This window comes from Streptomyces sp. NPDC001351 (assembly GCF_042896045.1).
Lineage (GTDB): Bacteria > Actinomycetota > Actinomycetes > Streptomycetales > Streptomycetaceae > Streptomyces.
Map to the genome: position 1 here is coordinate 183970 of NZ_JBIAWS010000010.1, position 25968 is coordinate 209937.

A 25968-nucleotide genomic window follows, 5' to 3' on the forward strand; every position below is an offset into this window, starting at 1 on the left:
GGTGCGGCCGAAAACAGGCGTCGTCCGTTCCGATTTGCCTGATCTCCAAAGCCATTTCCAGCCGATCGCTTGACCAGCTCATGACAGTTCGGCCGTGCGGTGTCACTCTTCTGCAGGAAGTTCACCATTCCTTGACACATTCACCACGCGGTGCACCCGCAGCGCCCCCCCGCCCCCATCCTCACCCCCCACCTCCTTCCACCCGCATGCCGTGCAGCCTCCAGAGCGGCGCCCTCTGCCGCTCCGTGCCGCCCGCGGCCCCCTGGGCCGTCATATCGAAGGAGAAACCGTTGCCCCTGCGAGACCGCACCCTTGCCCGGCCCAGACGCGCCACCGCCCTCGCTCTCAGCTCCCTGGGGTCTCTGCTCGCCCTGACCCTTCCCGGTCACGCCACCGCCGCCCCTGCCGCCCCGAGCCCCGCGAAAATCACCGCGAAGCCCCGGGTCGGTGCCCTGCCGGCGTCCCTGACGCCCGCCCGCCGCGCCGCTCTGCTGAAGAACGCCCAGACCTCGGCCGCCGACACGGCACGCCGTATCGGCCTCGGTGTCAAGGAGAAACTCGTCGTCAAGGACGTCATCACGGACGCCGACGGCACCACGCACACCCGTTACGAGCGCACCTACGCCGGCCTGCCCGTCCTCGGCGGCGATCTCGTCGTCCACGACAGGAGCGGTCGCACCACCGTCACCAAGGCGAGCCGGGCGCCCCTTGCCGTGTCCTCGCTCAGCCCGAGGATCCGCTCAGCCACCGCCGCAGACAAGGCCGAGGCGGTCTCGAAGCACGCCCGGGTCAAGGGCTCCGAGGTCGAGCGGAAGCCCCGCCTGGTGATCTGGGCCGGCTCCGGAAACCCCGTTCTGGCCTGGGAGAGCGTCGTCGAAGGCGTCCAACGGGACGGCACCCCCAGCGAGTTGCAGGTCGTCACCGATGCCACTACCGGCAAACAGCTCCTGGCGGCCGAGAAGGTGGACACTGGCACCGGCACCGGCCAGTACGTCGGCGCGGTCCCGCTGGGCACAACCCAGTCGGGATCGACGTACCAGCTCACCGACCCCGACCGCGCGGGACACAAGACCTACGACCTCAACCAGGGCACGTCGGGCACCGGCACCCTCTTCACGGACGACAACGATGTCTGGGGCGACGGCCTGCCGTCAAACCGCCAGACCGCCGGCGTGGACGTCGCGTTCGGTGCCGCGGCCACCTGGGACTTCTACAAGAACACGTTCGGCCGCAACGGCATCCGCAACGACGGCGTCGCCGCCTACAGCCGCGCCCACTACGGCAACAACTACGTCAACGCCTTCTGGCAGGACTCCTGCTTCTGCATGACCTACGGCGACGGCTCGGGCAACAACCACCCGCTGACCGCGCTGGATGTCGCGGCCCACGAGATGAGCCACGGTGTCACCGCGGCCACGGCCGGCCTGAACTACTCGGGCGAGTCCGGCGGCCTGAATGAGGCGACCTCCGACATCTTCGCCGCCGCCGTGGAGTTCTACGAGAACCTTCCGGCCGACCCGGGCGACTACCTGGTCGGCGAGAAGATCGACATCAACGGTGACGGCACCCCGCTGCGGTACATGGACAAGCCCTCCAAGGACGGTGCCTCCGCCGACAGTTGGAGCCCCTCCCTCGGCGGCCTCGACGTCCACTACTCCTCCGGTCCCGCCAACCACTTCTTCTATCTGCTCTCCGAGGGCAGCGGCGCCAAGACCGTCAACGGCGTCTCCTACGACAGCCCGACCTACGACGGCCAGCCCGTCACCGGCGTCGGCATCCAGAACGCCGCCGCCATCTGGTACCGCGCCCTGACGACGTACATGACCTCGACCACCGACTACGCCGGCGCCCGCACCGCCACCCTGTCCGCCGCCGCCGACCTGTTCGGCGCCTACAGCCCGACCTACCTCGCCGTCGCCGACGCCTGGGCGGCAATCAACGTCGGCAACCGCATCGCCCTCGGAGTCAACCTCGCCCCGATCGCCGACCAGACCAGCGGAATCGGCCAGGCGGTCAGCCTCCAACTCGACGCCTACACCACCAACACCGGAGCCACACTGACCTACGAGGCCACCGGGTTGCCCGACGGCCTGAGCATCAGCCCCAGCGGTCTGATCACCGGCACGCCGACGACGCTCGGCACCGGCGACGTCACCGTCAGGGTCACCGACAGCACGGGAGCGTCCGTCTCGAAGACCTTCAGCTGGCGGATCGCCTACGTCTACGCCAACGCCACCCGCGTGGACATACCGGACAACGGGCCCGCCGTGGAGTCACCGGTGACCATCACCGGCCGCGACGGCAACGCCTCTGCGACCACCTCTGTCTACGTCAACATCGTCCACACCTACCGCGGTGACCTGACCGTCGACCTGGTCGGCCCCAACGGCACCGTCTACTCCCTGCTCAACCGCAGCGGCGGCTCCGCCGACAACGTCGACCAGACCTTCACCATCGACGCCTCCGCGCAGCCGTTGAACGGCACTTGGAAACTGCGCGTGCAGGACCGGGCACCCATCGACGTCGGATACATCGCACGCTGGCAGCTGACGCCCTGACCCACAGACGGCGCACCGTTGCCCGGACTCGCCGGTCCGGGCAACGGCACAGAGGCATGTCTCTCCCGGCGCCGGCTCGCGGCCCTGTCTCACATTCGGTGGTGACAGAACGCGCCGTTGTCCGAGAAGGATGCGTGGCCGAGCAGAGTGAAGCCTGCTCAGCCACGCATCTGACGCGCGATGCGCTTGGTCCTGGTGTTGACGCCCTCGATGGGGCCGTCGTCGTCCGGAAGCGGGAGGGCAGCGATCACGGCGTCGAGGTCTCGCTCCAGACCTCCGGTGAAGGCGTGCAGATGGGGAAGGTCGATGCCACGGACCTGGCTGATCCAGCGCGACAGCGCGTCGGCATTGTCGGCGTGAGGTGCAAGGAGCCCAGCGAAACCCCTGATACCTGCTGCCAGTTGGGTCCTCTCGGGACACGCCGCGGTGAGCCAGGCCAGGAGCTCGCATTGTTCGGCCCTGAGGTTGTCGGGCCTGGTCAGCAGCATCCGGACGAGCCAGCGCGGGGAGATATGGGCCGACTGGTTCAACAACCAGTGCCTCCACACCGCGATCGGAGACATACCGCCCCACGAGCATGAGACCAACTACTACGCTCAACACCAGCCCCAACCGGCAGCTGGAGTCAACGCATAGAGCCACCACCGATCCCGGAGCGCTTCAGTCAGGGGCGCAGCAGGGTACCGGCGGCCTCCTCCAACAGGGCTACGGCAAGGAGTTCGCCATCCACAGGTCCGAAGCGCTCCAGGGCCAGCCGGTGGATGCGCAGCACCGTGTCGGCGATCTCGTGTGGGGTGCCGAGGTCTCGGGCCTCACCGGTGATGACCTTGAGCTGGTCGTGGATGCGGTCGAGGCCGTAGGAGCGAAGGTAGTCCCCGGCGAACAGGGCCGGCAGGTCCCGGCGGATGAAGTCGCTGCCCGCCGCGCTGTCGGCCAGCGTGTCGTGCAGGGCGGCGAGGTCGATGCCCGCTCGGCGTCCGAGCAGCAGGGCCTCGGCGGTTGCCGTGGCCTGCCCGAACCAGAGGAGGTTGATGAGGAGTTTCGTCGTGTAGCCGGTTCCCGGGCCGCCCATGTGGCGGATCCGGTCCGGTGTCGCCACCGCTTCCAACAGTGGCCTGCACCGGTCGAGGACTTCAGCGGAACTGCCCACGAACAGCCGCAGGCGTCCGTGTTCGGCGTCGTCCGGACTGCCGCCCATGGGTGCTTCGAGGACGTCGACACCGTGGGCCCCGGCTCGTTCCCGCAGCTCCCGCGCGGCTACGGGGGCGTTGCTCGTCATGTCGATCCACACCGCCCCGGGGGCCAGGGCGGCGAACACGGCATCCGGAAGAGCTGCCGCAGCCTCATCGGGTCCGGGAACCACGGTGACCAGTACATCCGCCCCGGCTGCGGCGGTCGTGACGGAGGGCGCCCAGTTCGCGCCCAACGAGCGCACCGCTTCTTCGCGTTCGGGACGCAGATCGGAGACGGTCACCGTGTGGCCCGCCGAAACGAAGCGTCCACACAGAGGTGTCCCCATGCGGCCGGCACCGACGAGGGCTATGCGCGAGGGCAAGGAATCACCGCCATGGCAGTCGTTGCGTCTGTCGTTTCCCTCCGGCGCACCTGAAGGACCGCCGCCGTCCGGCCGCTTGGAGACACTATGGATCACCTGGGAACACTGCGGTCATCCTACGAGCTCGTAACGTGATCACGATCCGGCCTTCTTGAGTCGTCGCCGGCAGAGACGAGGCTGCAGCCCCATGAGACGAAGGCCTCGTGAAGTTCGAGGCGGCGTTCCCGGCGCACGGCCAGGCGTTTGAACTGTGTCGCCGTCGGCCCAGACCAGCTCCAGCCGGTGGTGCACGGCGACCTGCCCGAGCAGCACCTGGGCGGCGATGCGGTTGCCGGTGTCCGTGGCGGTGACCATCACGCCCAGCAGCAGGCCGAGCGAGTCGACCACGACATGCCGCTTGCGGCCGTTGACCACCTTGCCGCCGTCGAAGCCCCGGCTGTCCGCGCCGACCACAGCGTCCGCCTTGACGGACTGCGAGTCGGTGGCGACAGACGAGGCGCCGCCTGCGGCTTCGCAGGCCGGCTGGCCCGCAGGCGCCAGGGGTGGAGCTGTTGGACGGTTGGATGTGAGTCGTCAGGAGGTGCGGGCGTCGTGGTTCTCGCGGTTTGCGAGGACCTCGGCCATGTGTGTCTGCGCCCAGTTTCTGAGTCCGCGCGTCATGTGGTGGAGCGAGAGGCCGAGGTTGGTCAGCTCGTAGGAGACGGTGACGGGGACGGTTGGCGTCACGGTGCGGGTGAGCAGACCATCGTGTTCCAGCGACCGCAGTGTCTGGGTGAGCATCTTCTGGCTGACACCGGCCAGAAGCCGAGAGATCTCGGAGTAACGCATCGCCTTCGGAGCGTCTGCGTGTGCTGCACCGGGCTTGGCAGGGCTGTTGTCGCCGCCCAGCGCACACAGGATCAGGACGACCCACTTGTCCGAGATGCGGTCGAGCAGCTGCCGGCTGGGGCACTCTGCGAGGAACGCGTTGTACTCCACCTTGGCCTGAGCCCTCTTCTGGGCCGCGTTGATCGTCGTCACTGATCGCACCTCTCACCGATGGGTGGTTACGCACTCCAAAGTGCCTACTTCCCGAGAGGAAGTTTCTCTCCAATGCTGATGCAGGGAGGCAGCAGGCGCCACCCCCAAGTGCACGACGAAAGGCAACTCGATGAGCACACCCTCCCTCTCTCTTCCCGGCGGCACCTGGACGCTGGGTGACCTGACCGTCGCCCGGTTCGGCTACGGGGCCATGCAACTGGCCGGCCCGTGGGTGATGGGGCCGCCCGCCGATCGCGAGGGTGCCCTGGCCGTTCTGCGTGAAGCGGTCGAGCTCGGTGTCACCCACATCGACACCAGCGACGCCTACGGGCCGCGGGTCACCAACGAGTTGATCCGCGAGGCACTGCACCCCTATCCCGAGTCGCTGCACATCGTGACCAAGGTGGGCGCGACCCGCGACGAACAGGGTGGCTGGCCTCCGGCCCGGCGACCCGACGATCTGCGCCGCCAGGTCCACGACAACCTCAAGTCCCTCCGGCTCGACGTACTCGACCTGGTCAACCTCCGACTCGGCGACGCCGAAGGTCCCCAGCCCGGCTCGCTCGCCGAGGCGTTCGAGACGCTCGTCGAACTCCAGCAGCAGGGCCTGATCCGCCACCTCGGGGTCAGCAACGCCACCGAGGAGCAAGTCACCGAGGCACAGAGCATCGCGCCGATCGTGTGCGTGCAGAACCTGTACAACCTCGCCCACCGCCACGACGACAAGCTCATCGACCGGCTCGCCACCGACGGCGTCGCGTACGTGCCCTTCTTCCCCCTCGGGGGCTTTACCCCGCTCCAGACCTCGGCGCTCTCGGCGGTCGCCGCCCGACTGCAGGCGACACCGATGTCCGTCGCACTGGCCTGGCTGCTGCAGCGATCACCGAACATCCTGCTCATCCCCGGCACGTCATCGACGGCACACCTGCGCGAGAACATCGCCGGCGCGGGACTCTCCCTCTCTCATGAGGACTTGACCGAGCTGGACGACATCAACCGCTGAACGGCCCCCGAGCCACGACCGAAGCCACCGTTCAACTTCCGGCCCCGCTCACCTTGGCGCGACCGGTGCTCCGGCATCGACGAGACGAGACGGTCGATCACCGGGTAGAGCCTTTTTGGGGTCGGCTTGTCCTCGCCGAGGAACTTGGCGGCCTTGCGGACGATTTCGAGCTCGGTTTCCAGCTCGTGGATTCGTCGCCGCGCTGCACGCAGCTCTGCGGACTCCGCCGAGACCCTGCCAGGGCGCCGTCCGTTGTCGATGTCGTCTTAGCGCAACCACTTCGACAAGGTGACCTGATGGATGCCGAGGTCAACGGCGGTCTGCTTCTGTTCTTTTCCTGCCCGCACCAACATGACGGCGCGGGCGCGGAACTCAGCGGGGTAGGCGCGGGGAATGTCCGGCAGCCTTTCGTGAAGGCCGTCAGTCAGCCGGCAGAACTGGAACCTGAGAGGTGGGGCAGGTCAAGTTGGCGCTGCCTGGAGCGGTGGCAGCTGGCCGGGGTCTTCGACCAACTGCACCGCATCCTGCTCACCGAGCTGAACGCGCTCGGTGAACTCGACTGGTCCCGCGCATGAGTGGACGGCTCCCACATGTGTGCGAAAACGGGGGAGCCGACCCGGTCCGTCGCCGGTCGACCGGCGAAAGACGGGCAGCAAGCACCGCCTGATCTGCGACGGACGCGGCAGACGCCTCAAGAAGCACCGATCATGATCGCGTCACGGGGACTGCAACTCACGCCATTCGCCCAGAGATCCGGCCGCCCGCGTCTGCGCGAAGTTATGCACCAGTTCCCACGCTCGATCGATATCCAGGACAAAGTCACCGGTGAACACGGCGAGGTCGCACATAATCGGGACTTCGACCTCGGCACTTGAGGGCACGGTGCCGTCACCTACGAGCAGAGACATCCGCTCGGTGTCACTCATCAAGTGGACGACCGCGTGTTTATCTCGGAAGGCCAGGATCAGCACGGGGAACTCCCTGTTCGGCGACCGAACCTCAAGGTACCCCTGGCCGCAGGAACGCAGGTCGTTGAAGCGATCTGACAGATCCTTCACCTCCGAACGACGCTCAACCGGATGGAACAGTCCCGATTCCGGCGACGTCGCCGCCCACACCACGCTCATCCAGCCCCTCGTCCCCTCACAGGCCGCCCCCACGATTCAGGGCCACGCTCCCCACGCTCCACCATGACAGGTCTACTGGGACTGGAGCTCATGATCGTGTTACTGGCGCTTACGACAACGGCATCGCCATCCGCCACAGCAAGGCCCCCAACGGTCCGGCCCTCCTCTACGCACGCTCGGAGACAGCCGCCGTGATCGAGTGAGTCAAGGCCGGTGAATTGACCATCTCGCCGAGGGCTGGCGCGCTCGGCCATGCGAGTGGGTAGTTCGCTGAGCGGTTTTTCGGAATGATCAGCGAGGTAGCTTGGTGGCGACGTTGCCCTAGACGAGGCGGGAAGCCATGCGTGCACGTAGAGTCTTCGCCATCTTGATCGCCACCCCTGTCCTGCTTGCCGCGATCGGAGTGGCTGGTGGATCCGCGGTCGCCATGCAAAAACCCGCCTCCGAAGGGTCAAGTGCTCGACCCAAACCTACCGCTGAAGCTGAAAGCAGGCACGGCGAGGCCAAGAGATCTGCCGATGAAGAACCTGAACCGGAAGAAGGCCTACTCGGCACTGTCGGAGGTGAACTCCTCGATCGCGTTTCTTCCAGATGGGCGTAATGGCTCGTAACGCAATCATGATCGTGTTACGAGCTCTCAGAAGGTGCAGGCCGGGCAGGGGTGCGGGAGCGACGGGAGGTGCGTGGTGACGGATTCAGGCGGTTACAGAGCGAAGGCCGCCAGCAGAGCGGACCTCCCCGTCCATGCCGGAAGCCCTCAGTCCCATGTGTAGCGCCTGTGACCTTGCCCGGCGCCTGCGCGCCGTCACCGGCGCTGATGGCGGCACTCGCTTGTCTTCGCGGGTACCCCAGTCGGCGGCTTCCCTGTCGATGTTGTCAGGGGCGTGCGCCGGACGTGCGCAGTCGCCCGAGTGCCCTTTACTCAGGCCGCTGAGCCAGGGCATTCGGCTCAACGTGGGTTCGCGACAGGGGCAGTAGTCGGGCGGGAAGATGCGGGGGTGGCTGTTTCGGGGCACGGTGGGAGTTAGGGGGGCGGTGGCCGAATTCCCGGCCGATTCTTCCCGAGCATCCGAAGGAATGTGATGTCCGTAGCCACAGATGTGCTCGTTCCGGCGCTGCGCGAGGTCCGTGAGGCCAAATCGGCGCTCGCCGACCGCTTCAGGGCCCACCTCGCCGTCACGCCACCCGGTGATCACCGGGAGGTTCTCGAGCGTCGCCTGGGTGACGCTCGAGGCCACGTCTACCGCATCGACGAACGCCTGGGCACCTTGCAGCCCCGTGGGCTCGTTCAGAGCGTCCTCGGGGGCGCTTGGCAGTTCACCGAGCAGGCCGCCCGGCTGCCCCTCGACATGGCCGTCTCCGTGCCGGGCGTCATGTTCCGGAACCGGGGGTTGGCAACGGAATACCGGCTGCTGAAGAACGCCGAGGACGAGTACGCGGTCACCGCCCTGGCCCTGGCCCTGTGCCGGGCCGCCGAACGCATCGCCCAGGACGCCGAGGACACCGTCAGCGCGCAGCTGCTCACCTCCATCCGCCAGGATGACGAGGAGGCGCTGGAGGAGTTCGCCGAAGCCCTCGAACAGCACGCTGACAAAGCGGTGGCATCCGCCGAGGCCACCAACGGCCTGACCGTCAGCGGTGCGGCGCGGGCGGTGCGTGACTGGAGCAGCTGGTTGCGGGAGACCGCCGAACGAATGCCGGGCGCGGACCGGCTGTACGGCGTACCGCGGGGAGCCCTCATCAGCGAGGAGGAGCTGCCGATCCCCGACTACCGCCGCCTCAGCAGCAAGATGATCATCGACCGGCTGCCGCACCTTACGCAGACGGACCTGGCCGTCGTCGGCGCGTATGAACGGTGCCACGCGGGCCGCTCGGCTGTCTTGAGCCGTATCGCCGCCCTGCTCGAGCCATTGCCCTGGCCCGGCTACGACAGCATGTCCGCGGAGGAGGTCGTCAAGCGGCTCAACGATGCCGAGCCCAGACACTGCCGACGGGTGGTGGAGTACGAGCGGCGCCACCAGGGACGCTCCACCGTCCTCAAGGCCGCGGAGAGGGCCGCCGAACGAGTCCCCGCCTGAGCGTTCGGGCTCCACCAGCGCGACACCCCCTGCCGGCCCCTGTGAAGGCGGCGCCGCTGCCGCTGTTTCCACTCGGCCGGCCGCCGGTCTCCGGCTCAGGGGTGTCGCCGCTGGTAGGTCCACAGCTCGTCGACGAGGGTGAAGCCGGAGGCGCCGAAGAGCCGGGAAACAGCCCTGCTCTCCGAGGTGCAGGCCTCACTGTCGTCGATGACCAGCGCGGCCTCGACGGCTCGCTGCTCGGCCAGCAGTGCCAGTGCCTGGCCGAGCAGCTTGCGCCCCAGGCCCATGCCCCGGTGGGTGGGGCAGGTCTCGATCCAGTACACGGTCGCGGTGTGGTCCGGCGCGACGCTCACCACAGCCTCCGCGACCGGCTCGGCCCCGTCACGGATGATCAGTCGCTGCCCCGGAGGGACCTCACAGGGAAAGAGGTCGGCTACCAGCTTGGCCGGCGCCGGCCAAGGATCGCCCGGTAGCGCCCGGTGCAGGTAGGAACCCTGGCGGCGGCCGGTGAACCCGGCCTCCAGCAGAGAGTCGTGGGTGGCGGCGCGGCGGCCGCGTGGCAGGCCTCCCGGCCCCAGAGGTCCCGGGGGAGCGCCGACGAACGCATCAATCTGTCGGCAACCGGCAAGCTCGGCGCATGCATGGCCGAGGAGGGCACGCAGGGCAGGCGGGTTCTCGCGGGCGTACAGCCAGCAGATCACGCCTGTGCGGACATCGCTCCACGACACGAACGCGATAACGCCACGGGGATGGTCTGCGGTATCGGCCAGGACGCTGATTCGGGGGCGGCCGGCGGGCAGGGTCCAGCCGGCCAGGGCGAGCGGGCTGCGCCCCGCCGCGGCCAGCCGTTGCGCCGTGCAACGCTGCTGACCGGGCAGTCGGTCGGCATCGATCAGTTGACGCACCCCCGCCTCGTCCTGGGTGCGATACGGGCGTACGGCAGCGCTGCTGTCGGGGCTGGGGGGAGAAGCCATGCTGTCGGTCCCCACAGACGTTCCTACTGGCTATGTTTCAGCGTGCTCCGTTTTGCCTCGGCTGTCACGGCCGGGCCGGGCCGGGGCGTGGCGAAGCCTGTCCGCCCTGCGGCGGTCAGCAGCGCCCGCACCTCGTCGATGACCGGCTGGTGCAGCGGAAGCGTCAGGTGACCCACCCCCGGCACCAGGACGTTGCGGGCCGTCAGGTCGGGGTGATCGATGCGGCCCCTCGCGGCGGGCACGACGGCCTCGTCCAGGTCGCTGTAGAAGGCCACGAACCGGCTCCGGCATCCCGCAGCCGGCCGGGCGAGTTCTGTCAGCACCTCGCTGCCGGGCCGCAGCTGGCGCAGGAGCGGATGGGGCGGAGCCAGCAGCGCGGTGACGGTCCCGCCGTGCGGCGTCGCCAGGGTGATCACGAGCGGCACATGCGCATCCCCGCCGAGGCACTGCACGTAATAGCGGGCGACCAGCCCGCCCAGGCTGTACCCGATCAGGACCACCGGCCGCCCGGCACACCGCTCGACCGTCAGCTCCACCTGTTCACCCAGCACCCGGGCGGCCGTGCGGATGTCCGGGCTGAACCCGTTGTACGTCACGGAAACGAAGGGGCCCGCCCCGCAGCCGCCCAGTCCGCGTTCCAATGACGAGACGACCCATTCCCGGTCGGCCATGCCGTGCACCAGCAGCACCGGAAGTTCCGACTCGGCCCGCGAGGGTTCGCCGTCGGCTGTCGACCGCGAAGGCCGGGCAGGGCCGAGCCGTCCGGTCAGGTGCTCGACGCTTTCCGCCGCGAGGTCGAGCGGGAGCCGGACCAGCCGTGCCACCGCCCGGCCGGCTTCGGCACTGATGCCACGCACCGGAGACAGCCCCGGCACCGACAGCTGAGTCTTGAAGGGAGTACCCGTGGCAGTTCACCTGCCCTTCCATGCCCCTCTCTGTTGTCTCACATCAACGCCACCTGTGCCGACCCGATTCCCCACCACCGGACCAGCGATACTGCGCCGGCGTACGACTCCGCCGATGCCGCGCTGCCTGCCGGCCACCCACTGCTCGATGGTGAGGACCTCCGCCCGGCGAGGGGGGACCTTCTCGGTGAGGACGCTGTGCAGCTCGGCGTCGGCGTCCGTGCAGCCGTTTGTCAGGACGGTGGGGGTCGAAGCCGACGTCGGCGTCTGGCGCAGGGTTGGACAGCACGACTCCGCTCAGAGGTCCTCACAAGGGCGTTGGACGTGGCGGTGGGTGATCAGGCAGGTGGCGAGGCCGAGGGAGGCTTCGTGGATGTCGTCGCGTCGTTCCCAGTAGGTGCGCAGGCGGCGGAAGCCGTGCAGCCAGGCGATCGTGCGCTCGACCACGTAACGGAAGATGCCCCCAGGCCGGTGCCGTGGGGTTGGCCTCGTTCGGCGATGACCGGGCGGATGCCGCGGGTCCAGAGCAGGCGTCGGTACTTGTCATGGTCGTAGCCGCGGTCGGCGAGGAGGGCGTCGGGCCGTGCCGTGGCCGGCCGACAGTCCGCGCGACGGCGGGGATCTTGTCGAGCAGGGGCAGGAGCTGGGTGACGTCGTTGCGGTTGCCGCCGGTCAGCGACACCGCGAGCGGGATGACCTGGGCGTCGACGATGAGGTGGTGCCTGCTGCCCGGCCGTGCGCGGTCGACCGGGCTGGGACCGCTGTTGGGCCCCGCCGAGCGGCCCGCACGTGGGAGGAGTCGATCACCGCCCCCGACCAGTCCAGCCTCTTGACTGACCGCAGCGTCTTCGGCAGCACGGGAGGCAGTCGGTGCCACACCCCGGCCTCGTTCCACGCGGCCAGGCGCCGCCAGCAGGTCATGCCCGAGCCGAAGCTCAGTTCCTGGGGCAGGTACTCCCACTGGATGCCGTATGCAGCACAAGATCCCGCACAGTGATCACAGCTCGTCCGAGACGATCCACGGCCTCGACTGACGCGTTCCCACGACCAGACCAGCGACCATCCACACCGAGAGTCACATGATCAACAGCTTCTGTTGGGACCTCTAAATCCGGAGGGCATGCCGTCCCGGCGCGCTCGTCTTCGCGGTGCAAGCGGCTGATCACCGCGCATGAGCTGCATCTGTTCTTCGCGCCGACCCGGGAGGAGGCGGCGTGGGCGGCTGCGCGGATGGATTCTCGCCTCGCCGAAGCGGCCGGAGGAACCTGGAAGCGCTGTGCCCCCGGAGATCACGCACGGTGACCCGCGGTCAGCAACGGATGCGGGAAGCCGGTCACGCACGATCTTTGTCGCCCCGCAGGTACGCTCCCGCACGCGCTGCAGCCACTGCGGCCTCGGCGGCCTGGTCTGCGGCGGATTCGTCGAGGCGGTCACTGCTGGTCAGCAGGCGGTAGTAGAGAGGGGCTGAGACGGCACGGATCACCTCGTGGACATCGGTGCCCTCGGGCACCTCGCCCCGGTCGATGGCTTGCTGGACGCAGGGTGCCCACTCCTTGACGCGGATGTCGTAGAAGCGGTGCAGGGCCTCGGCTGTCTTTGCCTCGCAGGTGGCGGCGGCGATCACTGCTTTGAACAGCGCTCCTTGCCGCGGGTCGGCCAATGTGCGCTGCACAAGCCGGGCGTTGGCCTTGAGATCACCGAGCAGCGAGCCGGTCTCGGTACGCGGCAGTGACTGCTCGGCCATGTCCATCAGCAGGTCGGCCACCAGGATGGTCACCGTTCCCCAGCGGCGGTAGACGGTGGTCTTGCCCACCTCGGCACGGCGCGCGATGTCAGCGAGGTCCAGGCCGGCAAAGCCATGCTCCGCCAAGGCGTCACCAGCCGCCTTCAGCACCGACGCCCGCACCCGCGCCGTGCGCCCTCCAGGACGGACGGTCCCTGGATCCGCACCCTCAATCCCCATAACGGGTCTCCAGTTTCGTTAATCGCTCGCGCCTGCTACGTTGAAGCTCCACGCTAACGGAACTCCAAGCCCATTAGCTAGTTTACGGGCGGCGAGAGAGGAACAGCCATGGAATACAGGCGGCTGGGCGCATCCGGCCTCAAGGTCCCCGCACTGAGCTTCGGCGCCGGCACCTTCGGCGGCCAAGGGCCGCTGTTCGGGGCCTGGGGCAACACCGATACCCAAGAAGCACGCCGTCTCGTGGACATCTGCCTCGACGCCGGGATCACGATGTTCGACACCGCCGACGTCTATTCCAACGGGGCCTCCGAGGAGGTACTGGGCGAAGCGATCAAAGGCCGCAGGGACCAGGTGATCGTGTCCACCAAGACCGGCCTTCCCATGGGCGACGGCCCAGGCGATGCGGGCTCCTCTCGTTCACGCCTGATCACCGCGTGCGAGGACGCCCTGCGCAGGCTCGGCACCGACTACATCGACCTGTTCCAACTGCACGCCTTTGACGCCGGCACGCCGATCGAGGAAGTCCTGTCCACACTCGACGATCTCGTACGAGCAGGGAAGATCCGCTACCTCGGCATCTCCAACTTCTCCGGCTGGCAGGCGATGAAGTCCCTCGCGAGCGCGGAGAGATACGGCCACCCGCGCTATGTCGCACATCAGGTCTACTACTCACTCATCGGGCGCGACTACGAATGGGAGCTGATGCCCCTCGGGCTCGATCAGGGCCTCGGAGCCCTTGTCTGGAGCCCGCTCGGCTGGGGACGGCTCACCGGCAAAGTCCGCCGCGGCCAGCCGCTACCGGCCAACAGCCGACTGCACCACACCGCGGACTACGGCCCGCCGGTCGAGGACGAACACCTCTACCGCGTGGTCGACGCCCTCGACGAGATCGCGCAGGAGACCGGCAGAAGCATTCCGCAGATCGCCATCAACTGGCTGCTGCAGCGACCGACCGTCTCTTCTGTCATCATCGGCGCCCGCGACGAGAAGCAGCTTCGCCAGAACCTCGGTGCCGTCGGCTGGACGCTCACGCCCGACCAGACGGCGAAACTCGATGCGGCAAGCGGCAAGACAGCGCCCTACCCGTACTTCCCTTACCAGCGACAGGAAGGCTTCGCCCGCCTGAACCCACCAGTTGTTGTCCCTCCGCCTGCTGCATGACATCGGCGTCAAGTAGCAGGAACAGTCGCGTATCCCGGACTCGGGCCGGCGGGGTGCTGCCTCACTCCAGGCCTGATGTCGGCGACGTCGCTGACACGGTGGTTCCGGCGTGTTACAGCAGACTCCCAGCGGCGGGATGGGTTCGGTGAGCTGTCCGCGTAGCCTTCCTCCGGCGGTGTCGGCTTCGGTGAGCCAGTCGGTGGCGACCAGCAGCTCGGCGTGCTCGGCGACCTGGTCGGGGGCGCAGAACGTGGCGATCCGGTCTAGGAGCGGCCCGCCGTCCTCGGGCCGTCCGGGCCGTGTGTCGGGACGGAGGTGGGCGGCGGTGTGCAGGGCCAGGAGCCGGGTGGTGGCACCCGGTTCTTTTTGCGGATCTTCCTGTCGCCTACCGTTGCGTGGTCGCGCCGCGCAGATTGAACACCGCGAGGTTCACCCCCACGTCGGGACCCCGACCAGCGCGAACCTGACGATCTCGCCCGTCGGGGCGCGACGCGTGGGGTGGCTCGGCTGCCGGTCAGGAGCGGATGCCGACGTGCGCACGGTCGTGGTGGGTGCAGTCGGTGAAGACCTGTCCTGTGCTTTTGCCGCCCATCAGTACCGTCCGGGAACCGACCGGGGATGCCACCTGTACGAAGCCTTCCATCCGACCCTTCCGTGCTCAGACTGCGTGCGGGAATGCCCAGTTGCGAGAGGCGGTGCCTTGCGCGGGCCGGTGCGCCGAGTCCGACGTCTCCTGCGCCCCGGACGAGTACCTTCGCTCCTCTTGGCCATGTGCTCCCGCACCCCTAACCCCTGATCGCGATCAGCACGTTCTCTTCGAAGGGGCCGCCCTTGACGGTGATCTCCTTCACCGTGCCGATGCCCTTGACGTAGTACTTGTTGTCGACGACGCCCGGCTCCAGTGGTGTCCATTCCTTGGTGCGGAGGGTGCCCGTGAAGGTCTTGTACGGGACGGACACGCGGGAGGTGAGATTCAGGACCTGGAAGTGGTCCTCGGCCTGGCCGGGGTAGTACTCCTGCTGCCCGCCGGTCCCGGGTGTGGGGTGGGCAGGGAGGAAGATGCCGGGCCGGGCGCCGTTCTGGCCGGCGTGCCAGGTTCCCTCGGTGGAGACCATGTTGCCCTGGGAATCGAGTTCGGCGGTGTCCTCGCCGAAGTACCAGACGTTGCCGGTGGCGTCCTGGGCGTAGTAGTCGCGAGTGGCCTCGTGGAGCGTGCGGCCGATGTAGAGGCGGTCCAGTACGACACGGCAGGGGATGCCGGTGATCTTCTGGGTCTCCCGGCTGGTGGTGAGGTACTCGGTGGATTTCGCACCGTCCTTGACGCCGCTGTAGACCAGGGTCCGTCCCGGAGTGCGGGGGAACCACGGGTTGTCGACGGTCGCCGAGAAACTGTGGGGGGACGGGGCGGCCGAAGCAGGCTCGTGGTGCGGGCTCGAACTCGGCGCACACGCCGTCGCGACGAGTGCGGCCGTGCAGCCGACGACGGTGAGAGCCAGCGCCGGGCGGGCCGCGCCGAAGCGGCCCGTGCTTGTGCGGATCATGACGACTCCCTGGTCAGGCGGTGGGCTTCCAGGCTGCTCGCCCGAGGCTAAGGGGACCCTGAAAGCGGCCACGCGCCCCATCCGGCCGGCTCAGCGTCCCCTTATCCACGCGCACTACGCTGGACGCAGCCGGGCCTGTCCGAGGAGGCGCCATGCGGATTCTCGTGGTCGAGGACGAAGCCCCCATGGCGGAGTTGCTGCGGCGCTGCCTTGCGGAGAACGGCTTCGCGGTCGACGTGGCCACCACCGGCGAGGACGGCCTCTGGTACACGGGGGAGAGCGACTACGACGCGATCGTCCTGGACGTGATGCTGCCGGGCACGGACGGGTTCGGCGTACTGCGTGAGATGCGCGCCGCCGGCTCGTGGGCGCCCGTGCTCCTGCTCACCGCACGCGATGCCGTCGAGGACCGGGTGCGGGGCCTCGACCTGGGCGCGGACGACTACCTCGTCAAGCCCTTCGCGCTCGCCGAGCTGTTGTCCCGGCTGCGCGCGCTGATGCGCCGTGGTGCCCGCGAGCGGCCCGCCGTGCTGACCGTGGGCGATCTCAGCCTCGACCCGGCGACCCGCTCAGTGGCCCGCGACGGTACACCGATCATGTTGACGGCCAAGGAGTTCGCGCTGCTGGAGTGCCTGATGCGGCGGCCCGGCCAGGTGCTGTCCAAGGCCGAACTGATCGAGCACGTCTGGGACTTCACCTTCGACGCGGACTCGAACGTCGTGGAGGTGTACGTCGGCTATCTCCGGCAGAAGATCGACCGGCCCTTCGGACGGCAGTCACTGCGCACATCCCGAGGCGCCGGCTACTGGCTACGCGACGACCGTGCCGACCGGACGGCGCGCACGAAGCAGGCCGACCGTGCTCACGGCGTTCGCTAGGCTGCCCGTCCGGCTCCGGCTGACCCTTCCGTTCTGCCTGGGGATGGCGGCGGTGATGGCCGCGCTGGGCGCCTTCCTCTACACCCGGATGAATACGGAGCTGACCCGCGCCATCGACATAGATCTACGGGCTCGGGCTGCGGCCTCCGTCAGCTCGCTGGCCCAGCGCGAACGGGCGCCACTGGACGCGGGACGTGGGCTCATCGACCCCGACGAGTCGTTCGGCCAGATCCTGACGCCCAGCGGCGACGTGGTGGAGACGACCCCCGCCGTCGCGGCGGCCCCGATGCTGCCACCGAGCAGCACCCGCACCGTCACCAAGCCCGTCTTCCTCGACCGCCGAGTCGTGGGTGTCGACGACCCTGCCCGGCTCCTCGCCGTGCCGGTCCGCCTGCCGGGTCCGGTCTCTCAGCGCGCCGTCCTCGTGGTCGGTGCACCGCTCGGCGACCGCGCGGAGGCCCTGCACCGACTCCTGCTCCTGCTGCTCGCCGGCGGCCCGCTCGCCCTGCTCGCGTCCTCGTACGCCGGATGGCTGCTCGCAGGCGCCGCCCTGCGCCCGGTCGAGCGCATCCGACGGGAGGCTGCCGCGATCTCCGAGACCGAACCCGAGCGGCGGCTGACCGTTCCGCCGGGCAAAGACGAACTCGCCCGGCTCGCGCACACGCTCAACGCCATGCTCGCCCGCCTCCAGGAAGCCCTGGAGCGCGAGCACCGCTTCGTCGACATGGCCGGACACGAACTGCGCACGCCCCTGGCGCTGCTCCGGGCCCAGCTCGAACTGGCCACGGCACGTCCGCGCGACCGCGCCGAGCTGGAAGCCGCCATACGGTCGGCCACCGCCGAGACCGACCGGCTGGTCGGTCTTGCCGAGGACCTACTCGTGCTCGCCCGTACCCGAGGAGGCCGACTCCCGCTGCGTCGCGAGCCCGTATCGCTCGAGCGGCTGCTCACAAACTCGGCCGACGCGTTCCGGCCCCGTGCGATGGCCGAGGGAGCGACCATCGCCGTCGACCCTCGCGGCCTTCCCGAAGTGACGGCCGACCTCGATCCGGTTCGCCTGCGCCAGGTCCTGCACAACCTCCTGGACAACTCCCTGCGCCACTCAGGGCCCTCGGGGCCAGGCCGCATCACCCTGGGCGCCGAACGCGCCGATGGCGTGATACACCTGCGCGTTCACGATCAGGGCCAAGGCTTCCCGCGCGCCGTGCTCGCCGGCCCACCACCGGACCAGCTCCCCGATGCGCAGGCCGCCGGGCTCGGCCTGTTCGTCGTAGGGATGATCGCCGAAGCCCACGGCGGTCTGGTAACCCTGGCCAACCAGCCCTCGGGCGGAGCCCTCGTCACCGTGAGTCTGCCGACCTCCTCTCGTCCTGGCTCGCAGGACTGAGACGAGGCGACGGTGGTGAACCCGACCAGGCATGCCTGACAGCCGCCGGCTGACAGAACCCGCATCCTCACGCAGCCATGACCGTCAGCCGCTGGATTGATCGTCTACCTGAATGTCCAGGTCTGGCCAGGCTATGGCTAGACGCTTCAACTGGCTCTCCGTCGATGTCCCTGCGGAATGAGACGGCCCGTCCGGTCTGAAGTGGACGAGTGTCCCGGTGGTTCCGTCGGGCTCGACGGGCTCCAGGTCGGTGACCGGGATGCCGTGTTCGTAGCGTTGGGTCCAGGCCCCGTTGCGGCGACGGTTGGTATGGATGAGCCATTCGCTGAGGGCTGCAACGACAGACATGCCTCGACGTGGATGGCCGTCTGGAAGCAGTTCTGCGCCTGGGAAGTCGAAGAACCGAAGATCCTTTGATGCCATGACTGGTTTCTTCACGACGTGACCCTGCTCGTCCATACGGGTATCAGTGCCCCGCCCGTCGTCTGCCACGGACAAGGAACCATCCGGGTAGAGAGTGACGAGACAGCGCCCACCTCCCTTGGTCGAAGCTTCATCAGCGGCATAGGCAAGCACCTCGAGGACAAGATGCAACGGGCCACCCGGTGCGAACTCCGCTGGACTCTGCCGGATATGCGCAAGATGACTCAGATCGATGACACTGGACCAATCGTGCGTGGTGTTAACCCACGAACCTCTTGAGACCTCCATCGGACAAGTATCCAGTCGGCTTGCGTTCGCCTCGCGGGAAACCCCTCAAGATTCACATCCCGGACTCCGCGGCTCTGTCATGGGCCCCAGCAGCGGCCCGGCGCGGCGGAGCAGGCTGATTGACGAGCGCTGACGCTCGAAGTGAACGAAGCCTGGTGGCTTTGTTGCGAGTCCGAGAACGGTAGGCCAGCCGCCCGACGCCCGACGCCTGACAACGGCGCGACGGTGGCTGGTGCCTCCGCCCGGACGGCCCGACGGCAAGATGCTGACCGGGATCGGTGATCACTACCGGCTCGTTGTCATCGCCACCCCCTGGGGTTGCCAGGTCCCGTAGCCGTGACCCGGTACTTCTCTGGTCAGGCGCGGACAGCCAGAAGGCGCCCGTTTTGGAGACCGAAGTACAGGACGCCCTCGGCCACCGCCGGGGTGGAGAAGATGGGGCTGCCGGTCTGCGCCGTCCACTGCTCGTCGCCCGAGAGCATGTCCAGCGCCCAGATGCGGCCGTCGTTGGTTCCGATGTACAGCGTGCCGTTGGCCACCAGCGGAGCCCATCGCACCCAGACCCCCACCCTACGTCTCCACCGGGTCTCGCCGGACACCGCGTCGACCGCCCACAGGTACCCGTCGGTGGTGCCGAAGTAGACGATGCCGTCGGCCACCGCCGGGGTGGACTTCACCCATCTGCCGGCCGGCAGCTTCCACCGGACCTGACCTGTCGCCGCGTCCACTGCCCACAGGTGCCGGTCGGCGCTGCCGACGTAGACGGTCGCCTCGGCCGCCACCGGCGAGGACCACAGCCCGCTCAGCGTCTTCAGCCGCCACCGTACCTGGCCGGAAACGGTGTCCAGCGCCCACAGAAAGCCGTCGTTGCTGCCGACGTACACCGAGTTCCCCAGCATGGCCGGCGAGGAGCGCACGCCTTTGCCGACGCCGACCTGCCACCGGCCCTCGCCAGTAGCGGCGTCGACCGCCCGGAAGTAACCGTCGTTGCTGCCGAAGAGGACCATGCCGTCTGCCACCACCGGCGTGGACCGCACCAGGCCGGCCGTTGGGAACCTCCACCGCTCCTGACCTGAGACGGCGTTCACCGCCCACAGGTTCTTGTCCCAACTGCCGATGTACACCGTGCCGTTGACGACGGTCGGGGAAGCCGCCACCACGCCGCCGATCCTGCAGCGCCAGCGTTCCTCGCCGGACACGGCGTCGACGGCCCACAGCAGGTGGTTCCAAGTGCCGACGTAGACAGTACCGTCGACCACGACGGGTGATGATTCCTTCACGGCTCCGCCAGTATCCAGCTGCCAGAGCAAGGCGCCGCGTCGCTGCCCTTCTTCCCGCCCCTTCCGGTCACCGTCGGCGGCTCGGGCGGGACCCAGGACGTACGGTTTCACGACAACCGGCAGGTAGGCGAAGTAGCCGATGACCTCGATCGCGTTGAACAGTCCCAGGGGCACGAGGACCAGCACCCACCACGGGGTCAATTGACCCATGACGACTGCTATCAGTGCAGCGATACAGCCCAGTCCTGAGCAACTGGCCACGAAAAGCTCGAGAGTTCCCTTGGCACGAAGGCCTCGAAGCAGCATGTCCGACAACATATGATCATCCGGCGACTGAATTGGGCAACTTTACGGAAAAGGTCAACGGCGGAAACCTGCCCTCACCGACACCCCGGACGAGGCCACCGTCCGGCCGCTCTCCAGTGCCCGCGGTCAGGGCTGCGGGTGAGCGAGGCGTGCAAGCTCGACTTGGTGGACGACATCAAGTGGAACCTGGGCCGGTTCGGCAAGCTCCACATCCGCCACGGCAAGGACTCCAGGGCCTTGAGGGGGTCACCAGCCTCGATCACCTTTGCCGCCGCCGAGCTGAACCCCGATGATTTTGCCTGGCGGCCCAGTGTCAGTGCGGCCCGGCCTCACCTGGCGCGATACCAAAGCTGCGCTGCTGCTGTTCATCCGCTCAGGAGGCCCAAGCGAGATCATGAGCAAGGTTATCGAAAACTTCCGCGAGCACCGGCCCGAGACCGGGAGGCCCCGGCTGTGGATCATCGTCCGCCGTGAGGTCGTGCCCCCCAAGTAGTGGCCAGTCCGCTTTCGTAGGCGGCGATGACGAGTTGGGCCCGGTCCCTGGCTCCCAGCTTTGTCAGCAGACGGCTGACGTGGGTCTTGACCGTGCCAACGGTCAGGTACAGCTCGGCTGCGATTTCGTTGTTGGACAGGCCACGTGCGATCAGACCCAGCACGTCACGCTCGCGGCCGGTCACCCCGTCCAGGGCATGGGTGACCGGGCCTGTGTAGCCGGGGCGGCGGACGTAGGTCTCGATGAGCCTGCGGGTGACGCCGGGTGACAGCAGCGACTCCCCGGTGGCGATCACCCGCACGGCGTCGATCAGGCGTGCGGGTGGAGTGTCCTTGAGGAGAAAGCCCGCGGCGCCTGCGCGGAGCGCCTCGAAGACGTACTCGTCCAGGTCGAAGGTGGTGAGCACCAGGACGTGTACGGGCACCGGAGACGGGCCTCCGAACAGCGTGCGGATGGCCTCGATGCCACTGAGCCCGGGCATCCGGATGTCCATCAGGGCCACATCGGGGCGAAGTTCGCGGATCACCCTGACCGCCTCGGTCCCGTCGGCCGCCTCGCCGACGACCTGGAGATCGTTTTCTGACTCGAGCAGCACGCGGAACCCGGCACGCACCAGCGTCTCGTCGTCCACCACGACGACCCGCACCGTCATGCGTCCTCCAGATCGGCGCTCACGGGGAGTTGGGCTGTTCGCTCTTCCGCGGCGAACGGCAGGCGGGCGGTGACGCGAAAGCCGTGCGGCGAGAGCGGGCCCGCGTGAACCTCGCCGCCGTAGAGGGCGGCGCGTTCCTTCATGCCGGTCAGGCCGTGGCCCTCGGTGATCGGGGTGGACGTGCGGCCGACTCCGGCATCGACGACCGTGAAAGCGACCTCGCCCGGCGCGTAGGCGACCGTCGCCCGGGCGTGGCCGGTGCGGGCATGCTTGACGACGTTGGTCAAAGCTTCCTGCACGATGCGGTAGGCGGCGCGATCCAGACCCCGGGGGAGGGGGTGCGGGTGACCGCTGATCGTCAACTCGACCTGGACACCGGCCCATCGAATCTGCTCGAGGAGCGTGTTGAGGTCGTCCAGGCCGCCGGGCAGCCATTCGGCACCGTCGTCATCGCGCAGGACGCCCAGCAGTGAACGCAGCTCTCCCAGGGCGTCCCTGCTCGTCGTCTCGATCGCGGCGAGGGACTTCGCGGCCTCGTCAGGCCGGCTGCCGATGACGTGGTGGCCGACGCCCGCCTGGACCGCGACGATGCTCAGGCTGTGCGCGACGACGTCGTGCAGCTCCCGGGCGATGCGCATGCGTTCCTCGACGAGGAGGAGCTGTGCCCGCTCTTCGGCCTGCTCCACCAGGCCTCGGGTGTAGGCGCGGCCCTGCCTGGTGGACCACCCGATCGCCCAGGCGGCGGCCTCGACAATGAGGCTTTGGCTCATGCCCGGCCACCCCCAGTAGTCGTGCCCTGTGATGCCCTGCATGGGGATCATCAAGGCGATTTGTGTAGCGCCTGCCACCACGCACGCGTACGCCGAGACACGCACGGGGCGGGCGACCGCCACCCCGTACACCAGCATGGCAGTCGCCAGCACCCCCGTCAGACTGAGCGCGCCGTTGGCGGCCATCACCACCGACCCGACCGCCAGTGCAGGCAGGGGCAGCAGCCGCCGGACGGCGACGGCCACGCCCAACGAGCACGTCAGCACGGTCTGCCATGCCGGCCAGCCCGTGCGATGCGCGCCAAGGGTCCACCACAAGACGTTCGACGCCATCAGGACCACGGCCAAAAGCACATCCAGCGCGACCAGCTGATTCGGCGTCAGCCTCCTGGCACGGGCCGCCGCGTCATGCCTCAGCATCATGACTCGCATGCATCCGACCCTAGCCCGGGAGAGCGATCATCCGCCTCTGTCCAGAGACAGAGATCAGCCAGTCATTCCCTGGCCAGATCCGCAGACCGGGCACCCACTGCCAGGGTCGGCCACATGGCTCTCTCCCGGACCCCCGCCCGCCGATGGCTTTCCCCTGTGCCCTGGGGCTTCGCCCTGCTCGCCGCCGTGTCGTCCCTGACGTACGGCGGTGATCACGCGGTGAACGCCTGGGCATCGACCAACCTGGCCAATATGGGAGATCATCCGGTGGAGGCGCTCATCACCTCCGCCTTCCTGTTCGGCGACGATCCCTGGGCCTGTCTGCGCAGCATCGCCTTCGCCGGGGCCATACTGGCACTTCTCGTCATCCGGTTCGGCAACATACGGGCGCTCGCGCTCATCGCGGCCGGCCAAGTCCTGGGCACACTGGTGAGCGAAGGTCTGCTGGCAGCACGGATCGAGGCGGGCCAGGCAGACCCGGCCCTGCGAGCGACGCTGGACGTCGGCCCGTCCTACGTAATCGTCTCGGCCCTGGCCGCCGTGACGGTAGCGGGAGCCCGGCGGTGGCACCAATGGACCGCGCTCGCCGCGTTCGCGGTGCGCGCACCACACATCACAAGCGGCCTGACCACGCTGGAGGTCACTCCCGTCGGCCACGTGACAGCACTGTGCACCGGCATACTGCTGGCATGGGCACTGCGGTCGTCCGACGCCCGCCACCGCTACCTGCACCGACCGACGGTACGCGCAGCGCCGCTTCAAACCGAGGAACATACCAATGTCGGGCATTGTCAACTTGAGCCGGTGGCCGTGGGGCTGGGGCGATTGCCGGGTCGTTGACCCACCGGGTAGGGCTGGCTGCGGAGCCGGGCCGGCGGTGTCGTAGAAGGGGTTCAGGCTCCCGGCGGGAGATCACCGCCCATGCGGTGTGGCTGTATGAGGTGGAGGAGCGGCTACTCGCGCGCGGGGCTGCCTCAAGAAGCACCGATTGTGATCGCGTCACGGGGACTACAACTCACGCCTCACGCTGAACCCACGGCCGACGTGCCAGTAACGGCCGTGTCATGGGACGCAAACAAGCGGTCAGGTCTCCCTGGGCGGGCCGGCACTCGCAGCGTGTGCTCCAGCAGCTCGGCGAGCGCGGTCGCGTCCCCGGCCGCATCCGCCGCCTCACCGCATGATGCGATCTTCGGGCTCGATACTGGCGGCGTGATGATGAGTGCTGCGGATGCATTGACTGTGATCAGGGCTCTTGAGGCCGGGGGCATCGACGTATGGCTCGGAGACGGAGGCTGGGGCGTTGACGCCCTCCTTGGAAAGCAGACACGTCCCCACAAGGACGTCGACGTGATCGTCCGGCTCGATCAAGCCCGTGACCTCGTAGCAGTCCTCCAGGCCCGCGGGTTCGCCGTGGCTGAGGGGCGCCTGACATCCTGTTTCGTCCTCCGTGACCAGAACGGACGCACCGTAGATGTCCACCCTGTCGTCTTCGACCGGGACGGCAACGGCAACTACACCATGGAAAACGGCGAGGTGTGGGTCTATGCCGCCGCTTGGTTCGGCGGCAGCGGAGTCATCGAGGGACGGCCCGTACGCTGCCTGACCGCGCAGGGGCAGGCGCTCTGCCACACGGGGTACCCGCTCGACAACGAGGACCGGCAGGACATGGCGGCCCTACACCGACGTTTCGGTGTGGAATTGCTGCCCGAACAACTGCCTACCGCGACACCCCGGTGATCTCCTGCCCGTCCTGTGACCAGTACGCGTAGGCGCGCGGCAGGCCCTCTGGATAGGGGTCGGGGTGCCAGGCCTGCTCGAAGTCCCACAGCGTGTCCGGCCGGATACGGTGTTGGACGACTCTCTGTATGTTGATGAAGGTCGGGGTTTGCGACACTCACGATGAGCATGATCGGTGATCTTTCTGGGCAGTCTGCTTCTGCTTCGTCCGCGACGACACTGTGTGCACGAGGAACCTGGACGTGCCATACGCCTCAGTAGGCTTGTGCGTCGAACAAAGGAGCACTGCGCATGAGCTATCGCCTGAAGGCGATCACCCGCGAGGAGCATCTGGCCTTCGTCACGGCCCGGCCCTCGGTGAGCCACATGCAGGTTCCCTCGTGGGGGGACGTGAAGCCGGACTGGCGGGCGGAGAGTCTGGGCTGGTTCGACGGCAGCGACCGCCTCGTCGGGGCAGGGCTGGTGCTGCTGCGGCCGTTGCCGAAGCTGAGGAGGTACCTCGCCTACCTGCCCGAGGGCCCTGTCATCGACTGGGCCGCGGCAGATCTGGAGCGGTGGCTTGAGCCAATGCTCGCGTACTTGAAGGAGCAGGGCGCCTTTTCGGTGAAGATGGGACCGCCCGTCGTCGCCCGCCGCTGGAGCGCCGAGGCGGTCAAGGCCGCGATCGCTGACCCGCAGGCCAGGCAACTACGGGATGTGGAGGCCACCGTGCACGAGCCGCGGGCCTTCGACATCGCCGACCGGCTGCGCCGGATGGGCTGGCAGCAGACCGAGCCCGGCGGCGAGGACGGCTTCGCCGCGGGCCAGCCGCGCTACGTGTTCCAGGTCCCCTTCGCCGAGCGGTCGCTGGAGGAGATCCAGCGCGACTTCAACCAGCAGTGGCGCCGCAACATCAAGAAGGCGGAGAAGGCCGGCGTCAAGGTGGTCCAGGGCGGCTACGACGATCTGCCCGCGTTCTACGGCCTCTATGTCGAGACCGCTGAACGGGACCGGTTCATCCCGCGTCCGCTGGCCTACTTCCAGCGGATGTGGACCGCGCTGCAGGCCGAGGACGACGACCGGATGCGCCTCTACCTCGCCTATCACGAGGACGAGGTGCTCGCCGCCGCCACGATGCTGACCGTCGGCGAGCACGTCTGGTACTCCTACGGCGCTTCCACCAGCCGCAAGCGCGAGGTCCAGCCGAACAACGCCATCCAGTGGCGGATGATGTCGGACGCCCACGAACTCGGAGCGGCTGTCTACGACTTCCGCGGCATCACCGACACCTTGGAAGAGGACAACCACCTGCTGGGACTTCTCCGCTTCAAGGCCGGCACCGGCGGCCAGGCCGTCGAATACCTCGGCGAGTGGGACTACCCCCTCAACAAGGTCCTGCACAAAGCCCTCGACCTCTACATGTCCCGCCGCTGAGACGACGGCAGCCTCGTGCTGATC

General features: G+C 68.2%; 23 protein-coding genes and 3 pseudogenes. 10 read left to right on the top strand and 16 right to left on the bottom strand.

Translation table 11 applies throughout. The annotated features are described in order from the left end of the window. The first annotated feature begins 290 nt into the window (after window positions 1–290). A complete protein-coding gene (locus ACFY1U_RS33665) occupies window positions 291–2558 on the top strand; it encodes a M4 family metallopeptidase (protein ID WP_390697931.1) in 2268 nt (755 codons plus the stop codon). A 158-nt stretch (window positions 2559–2716) separates the two neighbouring features. On the opposite strand, the pseudogene ACFY1U_RS33670 reads toward ACFY1U_RS33665, so the two are convergent. The 4 genes and pseudogenes from ACFY1U_RS33670 to ACFY1U_RS33685 form a co-directional block, all read right to left on the bottom strand. Beyond that, window positions 2717–3076, bottom strand: a pseudogene (locus ACFY1U_RS33670) (transposase); the annotation flags it as partial. Window positions 3077–3222: 146 nt separating this feature from the next. Further along, entirely contained in the window at window positions 3223–4209 is a 987-nt protein-coding gene (locus tag ACFY1U_RS33675; RefSeq protein WP_390697932.1) for an NAD(P)-dependent oxidoreductase, read from the bottom strand. 39 nt (window positions 4210–4248) lie between these two features. Beyond that, on the bottom strand, window positions 4249–4653 hold the full coding sequence (locus tag ACFY1U_RS33680; RefSeq protein ID WP_390698063.1) for a transposase: 405 nt from the start codon (window positions 4651–4653) through the stop codon (window positions 4249–4251). 33 nt (window positions 4654–4686) lie between these two features. Continuing rightward, entirely contained in the window at window positions 4687–5133 is a 447-nt protein-coding gene (locus tag ACFY1U_RS33685) for a winged helix-turn-helix transcriptional regulator (protein ID WP_390697933.1), read from the bottom strand. Window positions 5134–5263: 130 nt separating this feature from the next. Here ACFY1U_RS33685 and ACFY1U_RS33690 point away from each other — a divergent pair, with 130 nt between their 5' ends. Further along, window positions 5264–6136, top strand: a complete 873-nt coding sequence (locus ACFY1U_RS33690) for an aldo/keto reductase family oxidoreductase (RefSeq protein WP_390697934.1) — start codon at window positions 5264–5266, stop codon at window positions 6134–6136. 77 nt (window positions 6137–6213) lie between these two features. On the opposite strand, the pseudogene ACFY1U_RS33695 reads toward ACFY1U_RS33690, so the two are convergent. Then, window positions 6214–6531, bottom strand: a pseudogene (locus tag ACFY1U_RS33695) (transposase); the annotation flags it as partial. Between ACFY1U_RS33695 and ACFY1U_RS33700 the strand changes: the two are divergent. Beyond that, the gene (locus ACFY1U_RS33700) at window positions 6433–6711 is read left to right on the top strand and encodes a hypothetical protein (protein WP_390697935.1); all 279 of its coding nucleotides are present in this window, start codon (window positions 6433–6435) and stop codon (window positions 6709–6711) included. The pseudogene ACFY1U_RS33695 and the gene ACFY1U_RS33700 overlap by 99 nt on opposite strands. Window positions 6712–6852: 141 nt before the next feature. Here ACFY1U_RS33700 and ACFY1U_RS33705 read toward each other — a convergent pair whose 3' ends face one another. Then, window positions 6853–7263 carry a hypothetical protein gene (locus tag ACFY1U_RS33705; RefSeq protein ID WP_390697936.1) on the bottom strand — a complete coding sequence of 137 codons (411 nt, stop codon included), beginning with the start codon at window positions 7261–7263 and terminating at the stop codon, window positions 6853–6855. Between the two features lie 1082 nt (window positions 7264–8345). On the opposite strand from ACFY1U_RS33705, the gene ACFY1U_RS33710 reads away from it, so the two are divergent. Further along, window positions 8346–9341, top strand: a complete 996-nt coding sequence (locus tag ACFY1U_RS33710) for a hypothetical protein (protein WP_390697937.1) — start codon at window positions 8346–8348, stop codon at window positions 9339–9341. Window positions 9342–9436: 95 nt separating this feature from the next. Here the strand turns inward: ACFY1U_RS33710 and ACFY1U_RS33715 are convergent, their stop codons facing one another. The 4 genes and pseudogenes from ACFY1U_RS33715 to ACFY1U_RS33730 form a co-directional block, all read right to left on the bottom strand. Next, window positions 9437–10315: a GNAT family N-acetyltransferase gene (locus ACFY1U_RS33715; protein ID WP_390697938.1), complete on the bottom strand. Its 879-nt coding sequence runs from the start codon at window positions 10313–10315 to the stop codon at window positions 9437–9439. Between the two features lie 23 nt (window positions 10316–10338). After that, window positions 10339–11172: an esterase/lipase family protein gene (locus ACFY1U_RS33720; protein WP_390697939.1), complete on the bottom strand. Its 834-nt coding sequence runs from the start codon at window positions 11170–11172 to the stop codon at window positions 10339–10341. 345 nt (window positions 11173–11517) lie between these two features. Then, a pseudogene (locus ACFY1U_RS33725) lies at window positions 11518–12189 on the bottom strand (IS5 family transposase); the annotation flags it as partial. Between the two features lie 364 nt (window positions 12190–12553). Next, window positions 12554–13183: a TetR/AcrR family transcriptional regulator gene (locus tag ACFY1U_RS33730; RefSeq protein WP_390697940.1), complete on the bottom strand. Its 630-nt coding sequence runs from the start codon at window positions 13181–13183 to the stop codon at window positions 12554–12556. A gap of 108 nt (window positions 13184–13291) precedes the next feature. Between ACFY1U_RS33730 and ACFY1U_RS33735 the strand changes: the two genes are divergently transcribed. Further along, window positions 13292–14344 (top strand): aldo/keto reductase, encoded by a 1053-nt coding sequence (locus tag ACFY1U_RS33735; RefSeq protein ID WP_390697941.1) that lies wholly within the window; start codon window positions 13292–13294, stop codon window positions 14342–14344. 785 nt (window positions 14345–15129) lie between these two features. Here the strand turns inward: ACFY1U_RS33735 and ACFY1U_RS33740 are convergent. Then, the gene (locus tag ACFY1U_RS33740; RefSeq protein WP_390697942.1) at window positions 15130–15885 is read right to left on the bottom strand and encodes a hypothetical protein; all 756 of its coding nucleotides are present in this window, start codon (window positions 15883–15885) and stop codon (window positions 15130–15132) included. A gap of 152 nt (window positions 15886–16037) precedes the next feature. On the opposite strand from ACFY1U_RS33740, the gene ACFY1U_RS33745 reads away from it, so the two are divergent. Both ACFY1U_RS33745 and ACFY1U_RS33750 read left to right on the top strand, forming a co-directional pair. Next, window positions 16038–16763, top strand: a complete 726-nt coding sequence (locus ACFY1U_RS33745) for a response regulator transcription factor (protein WP_390697943.1) — start codon at window positions 16038–16040, stop codon at window positions 16761–16763. Further along, entirely contained in the window at window positions 16744–18150 is a 1407-nt protein-coding gene (locus tag ACFY1U_RS33750) for an ATP-binding protein (RefSeq protein WP_390697944.1), read from the top strand. Before ACFY1U_RS33745 ends, ACFY1U_RS33750 begins: the two co-directional genes overlap by 20 nt. Before the next feature lie 84 nt (window positions 18151–18234). Here ACFY1U_RS33750 and ACFY1U_RS33755 read toward each other — a convergent pair whose 3' ends face one another. From ACFY1U_RS33755 to ACFY1U_RS33770, 4 genes are all read right to left on the bottom strand, one after another. Next, entirely contained in the window at window positions 18235–18861 is a 627-nt protein-coding gene (locus ACFY1U_RS33755) for an ATP-binding protein (protein WP_390697945.1), read from the bottom strand. A 356-nt stretch (window positions 18862–19217) separates the two neighbouring features. Next, window positions 19218–20351, bottom strand: coding sequence for a PQQ-binding-like beta-propeller repeat protein (locus ACFY1U_RS33760; protein ID WP_390697946.1), 1134 nt, complete (start codon window positions 20349–20351; stop codon window positions 19218–19220). Window positions 20352–20905: 554 nt separating this feature from the next. Then, window positions 20906–21592, bottom strand: coding sequence for a response regulator (locus ACFY1U_RS33765; RefSeq protein ID WP_390697947.1), 687 nt, complete (start codon window positions 21590–21592; stop codon window positions 20906–20908). Further along, window positions 21589–22794 carry a sensor histidine kinase gene (locus ACFY1U_RS33770; protein ID WP_390697948.1) on the bottom strand — a complete coding sequence of 402 codons (1206 nt, stop codon included), beginning with the start codon at window positions 22792–22794 and terminating at the stop codon, window positions 21589–21591. The genes ACFY1U_RS33765 and ACFY1U_RS33770 overlap by 4 nt, the downstream gene beginning before the upstream one ends. A gap of 114 nt (window positions 22795–22908) precedes the next feature. Here ACFY1U_RS33770 and ACFY1U_RS33775 point away from each other — a divergent pair, with 114 nt between their 5' ends. Both ACFY1U_RS33775 and ACFY1U_RS33780 read left to right on the top strand, forming a co-directional pair. After that, a complete protein-coding gene (locus ACFY1U_RS33775) occupies window positions 22909–23634 on the top strand; it encodes a rhomboid family intramembrane serine protease (RefSeq protein WP_390697949.1) in 726 nt (241 codons plus the stop codon). 276 nt (window positions 23635–23910) lie between these two features. Further along, window positions 23911–24531 carry a nucleotidyltransferase domain-containing protein gene (locus tag ACFY1U_RS33780; RefSeq protein ID WP_390697950.1) on the top strand — a complete coding sequence of 207 codons (621 nt, stop codon included), beginning with the start codon at window positions 23911–23913 and terminating at the stop codon, window positions 24529–24531. On the opposite strand, the gene ACFY1U_RS33785 is transcribed toward ACFY1U_RS33780, so the two are convergent. Then, a complete protein-coding gene (locus ACFY1U_RS33785; RefSeq protein WP_390697951.1) occupies window positions 24512–24688 on the bottom strand; it encodes a hypothetical protein in 177 nt (58 codons plus the stop codon). The genes ACFY1U_RS33780 and ACFY1U_RS33785 overlap by 20 nt on opposite strands. Window positions 24689–24822: 134 nt before the next feature. Here ACFY1U_RS33785 and ACFY1U_RS33790 point away from each other — a divergent pair, with 134 nt between their 5' ends. Beyond that, the gene (locus tag ACFY1U_RS33790) at window positions 24823–25944 is read left to right on the top strand and encodes a lipid II:glycine glycyltransferase FemX (protein ID WP_390697952.1); all 1122 of its coding nucleotides are present in this window, start codon (window positions 24823–24825) and stop codon (window positions 25942–25944) included. Window positions 25945–25968 lie beyond the last annotated feature (24 nt).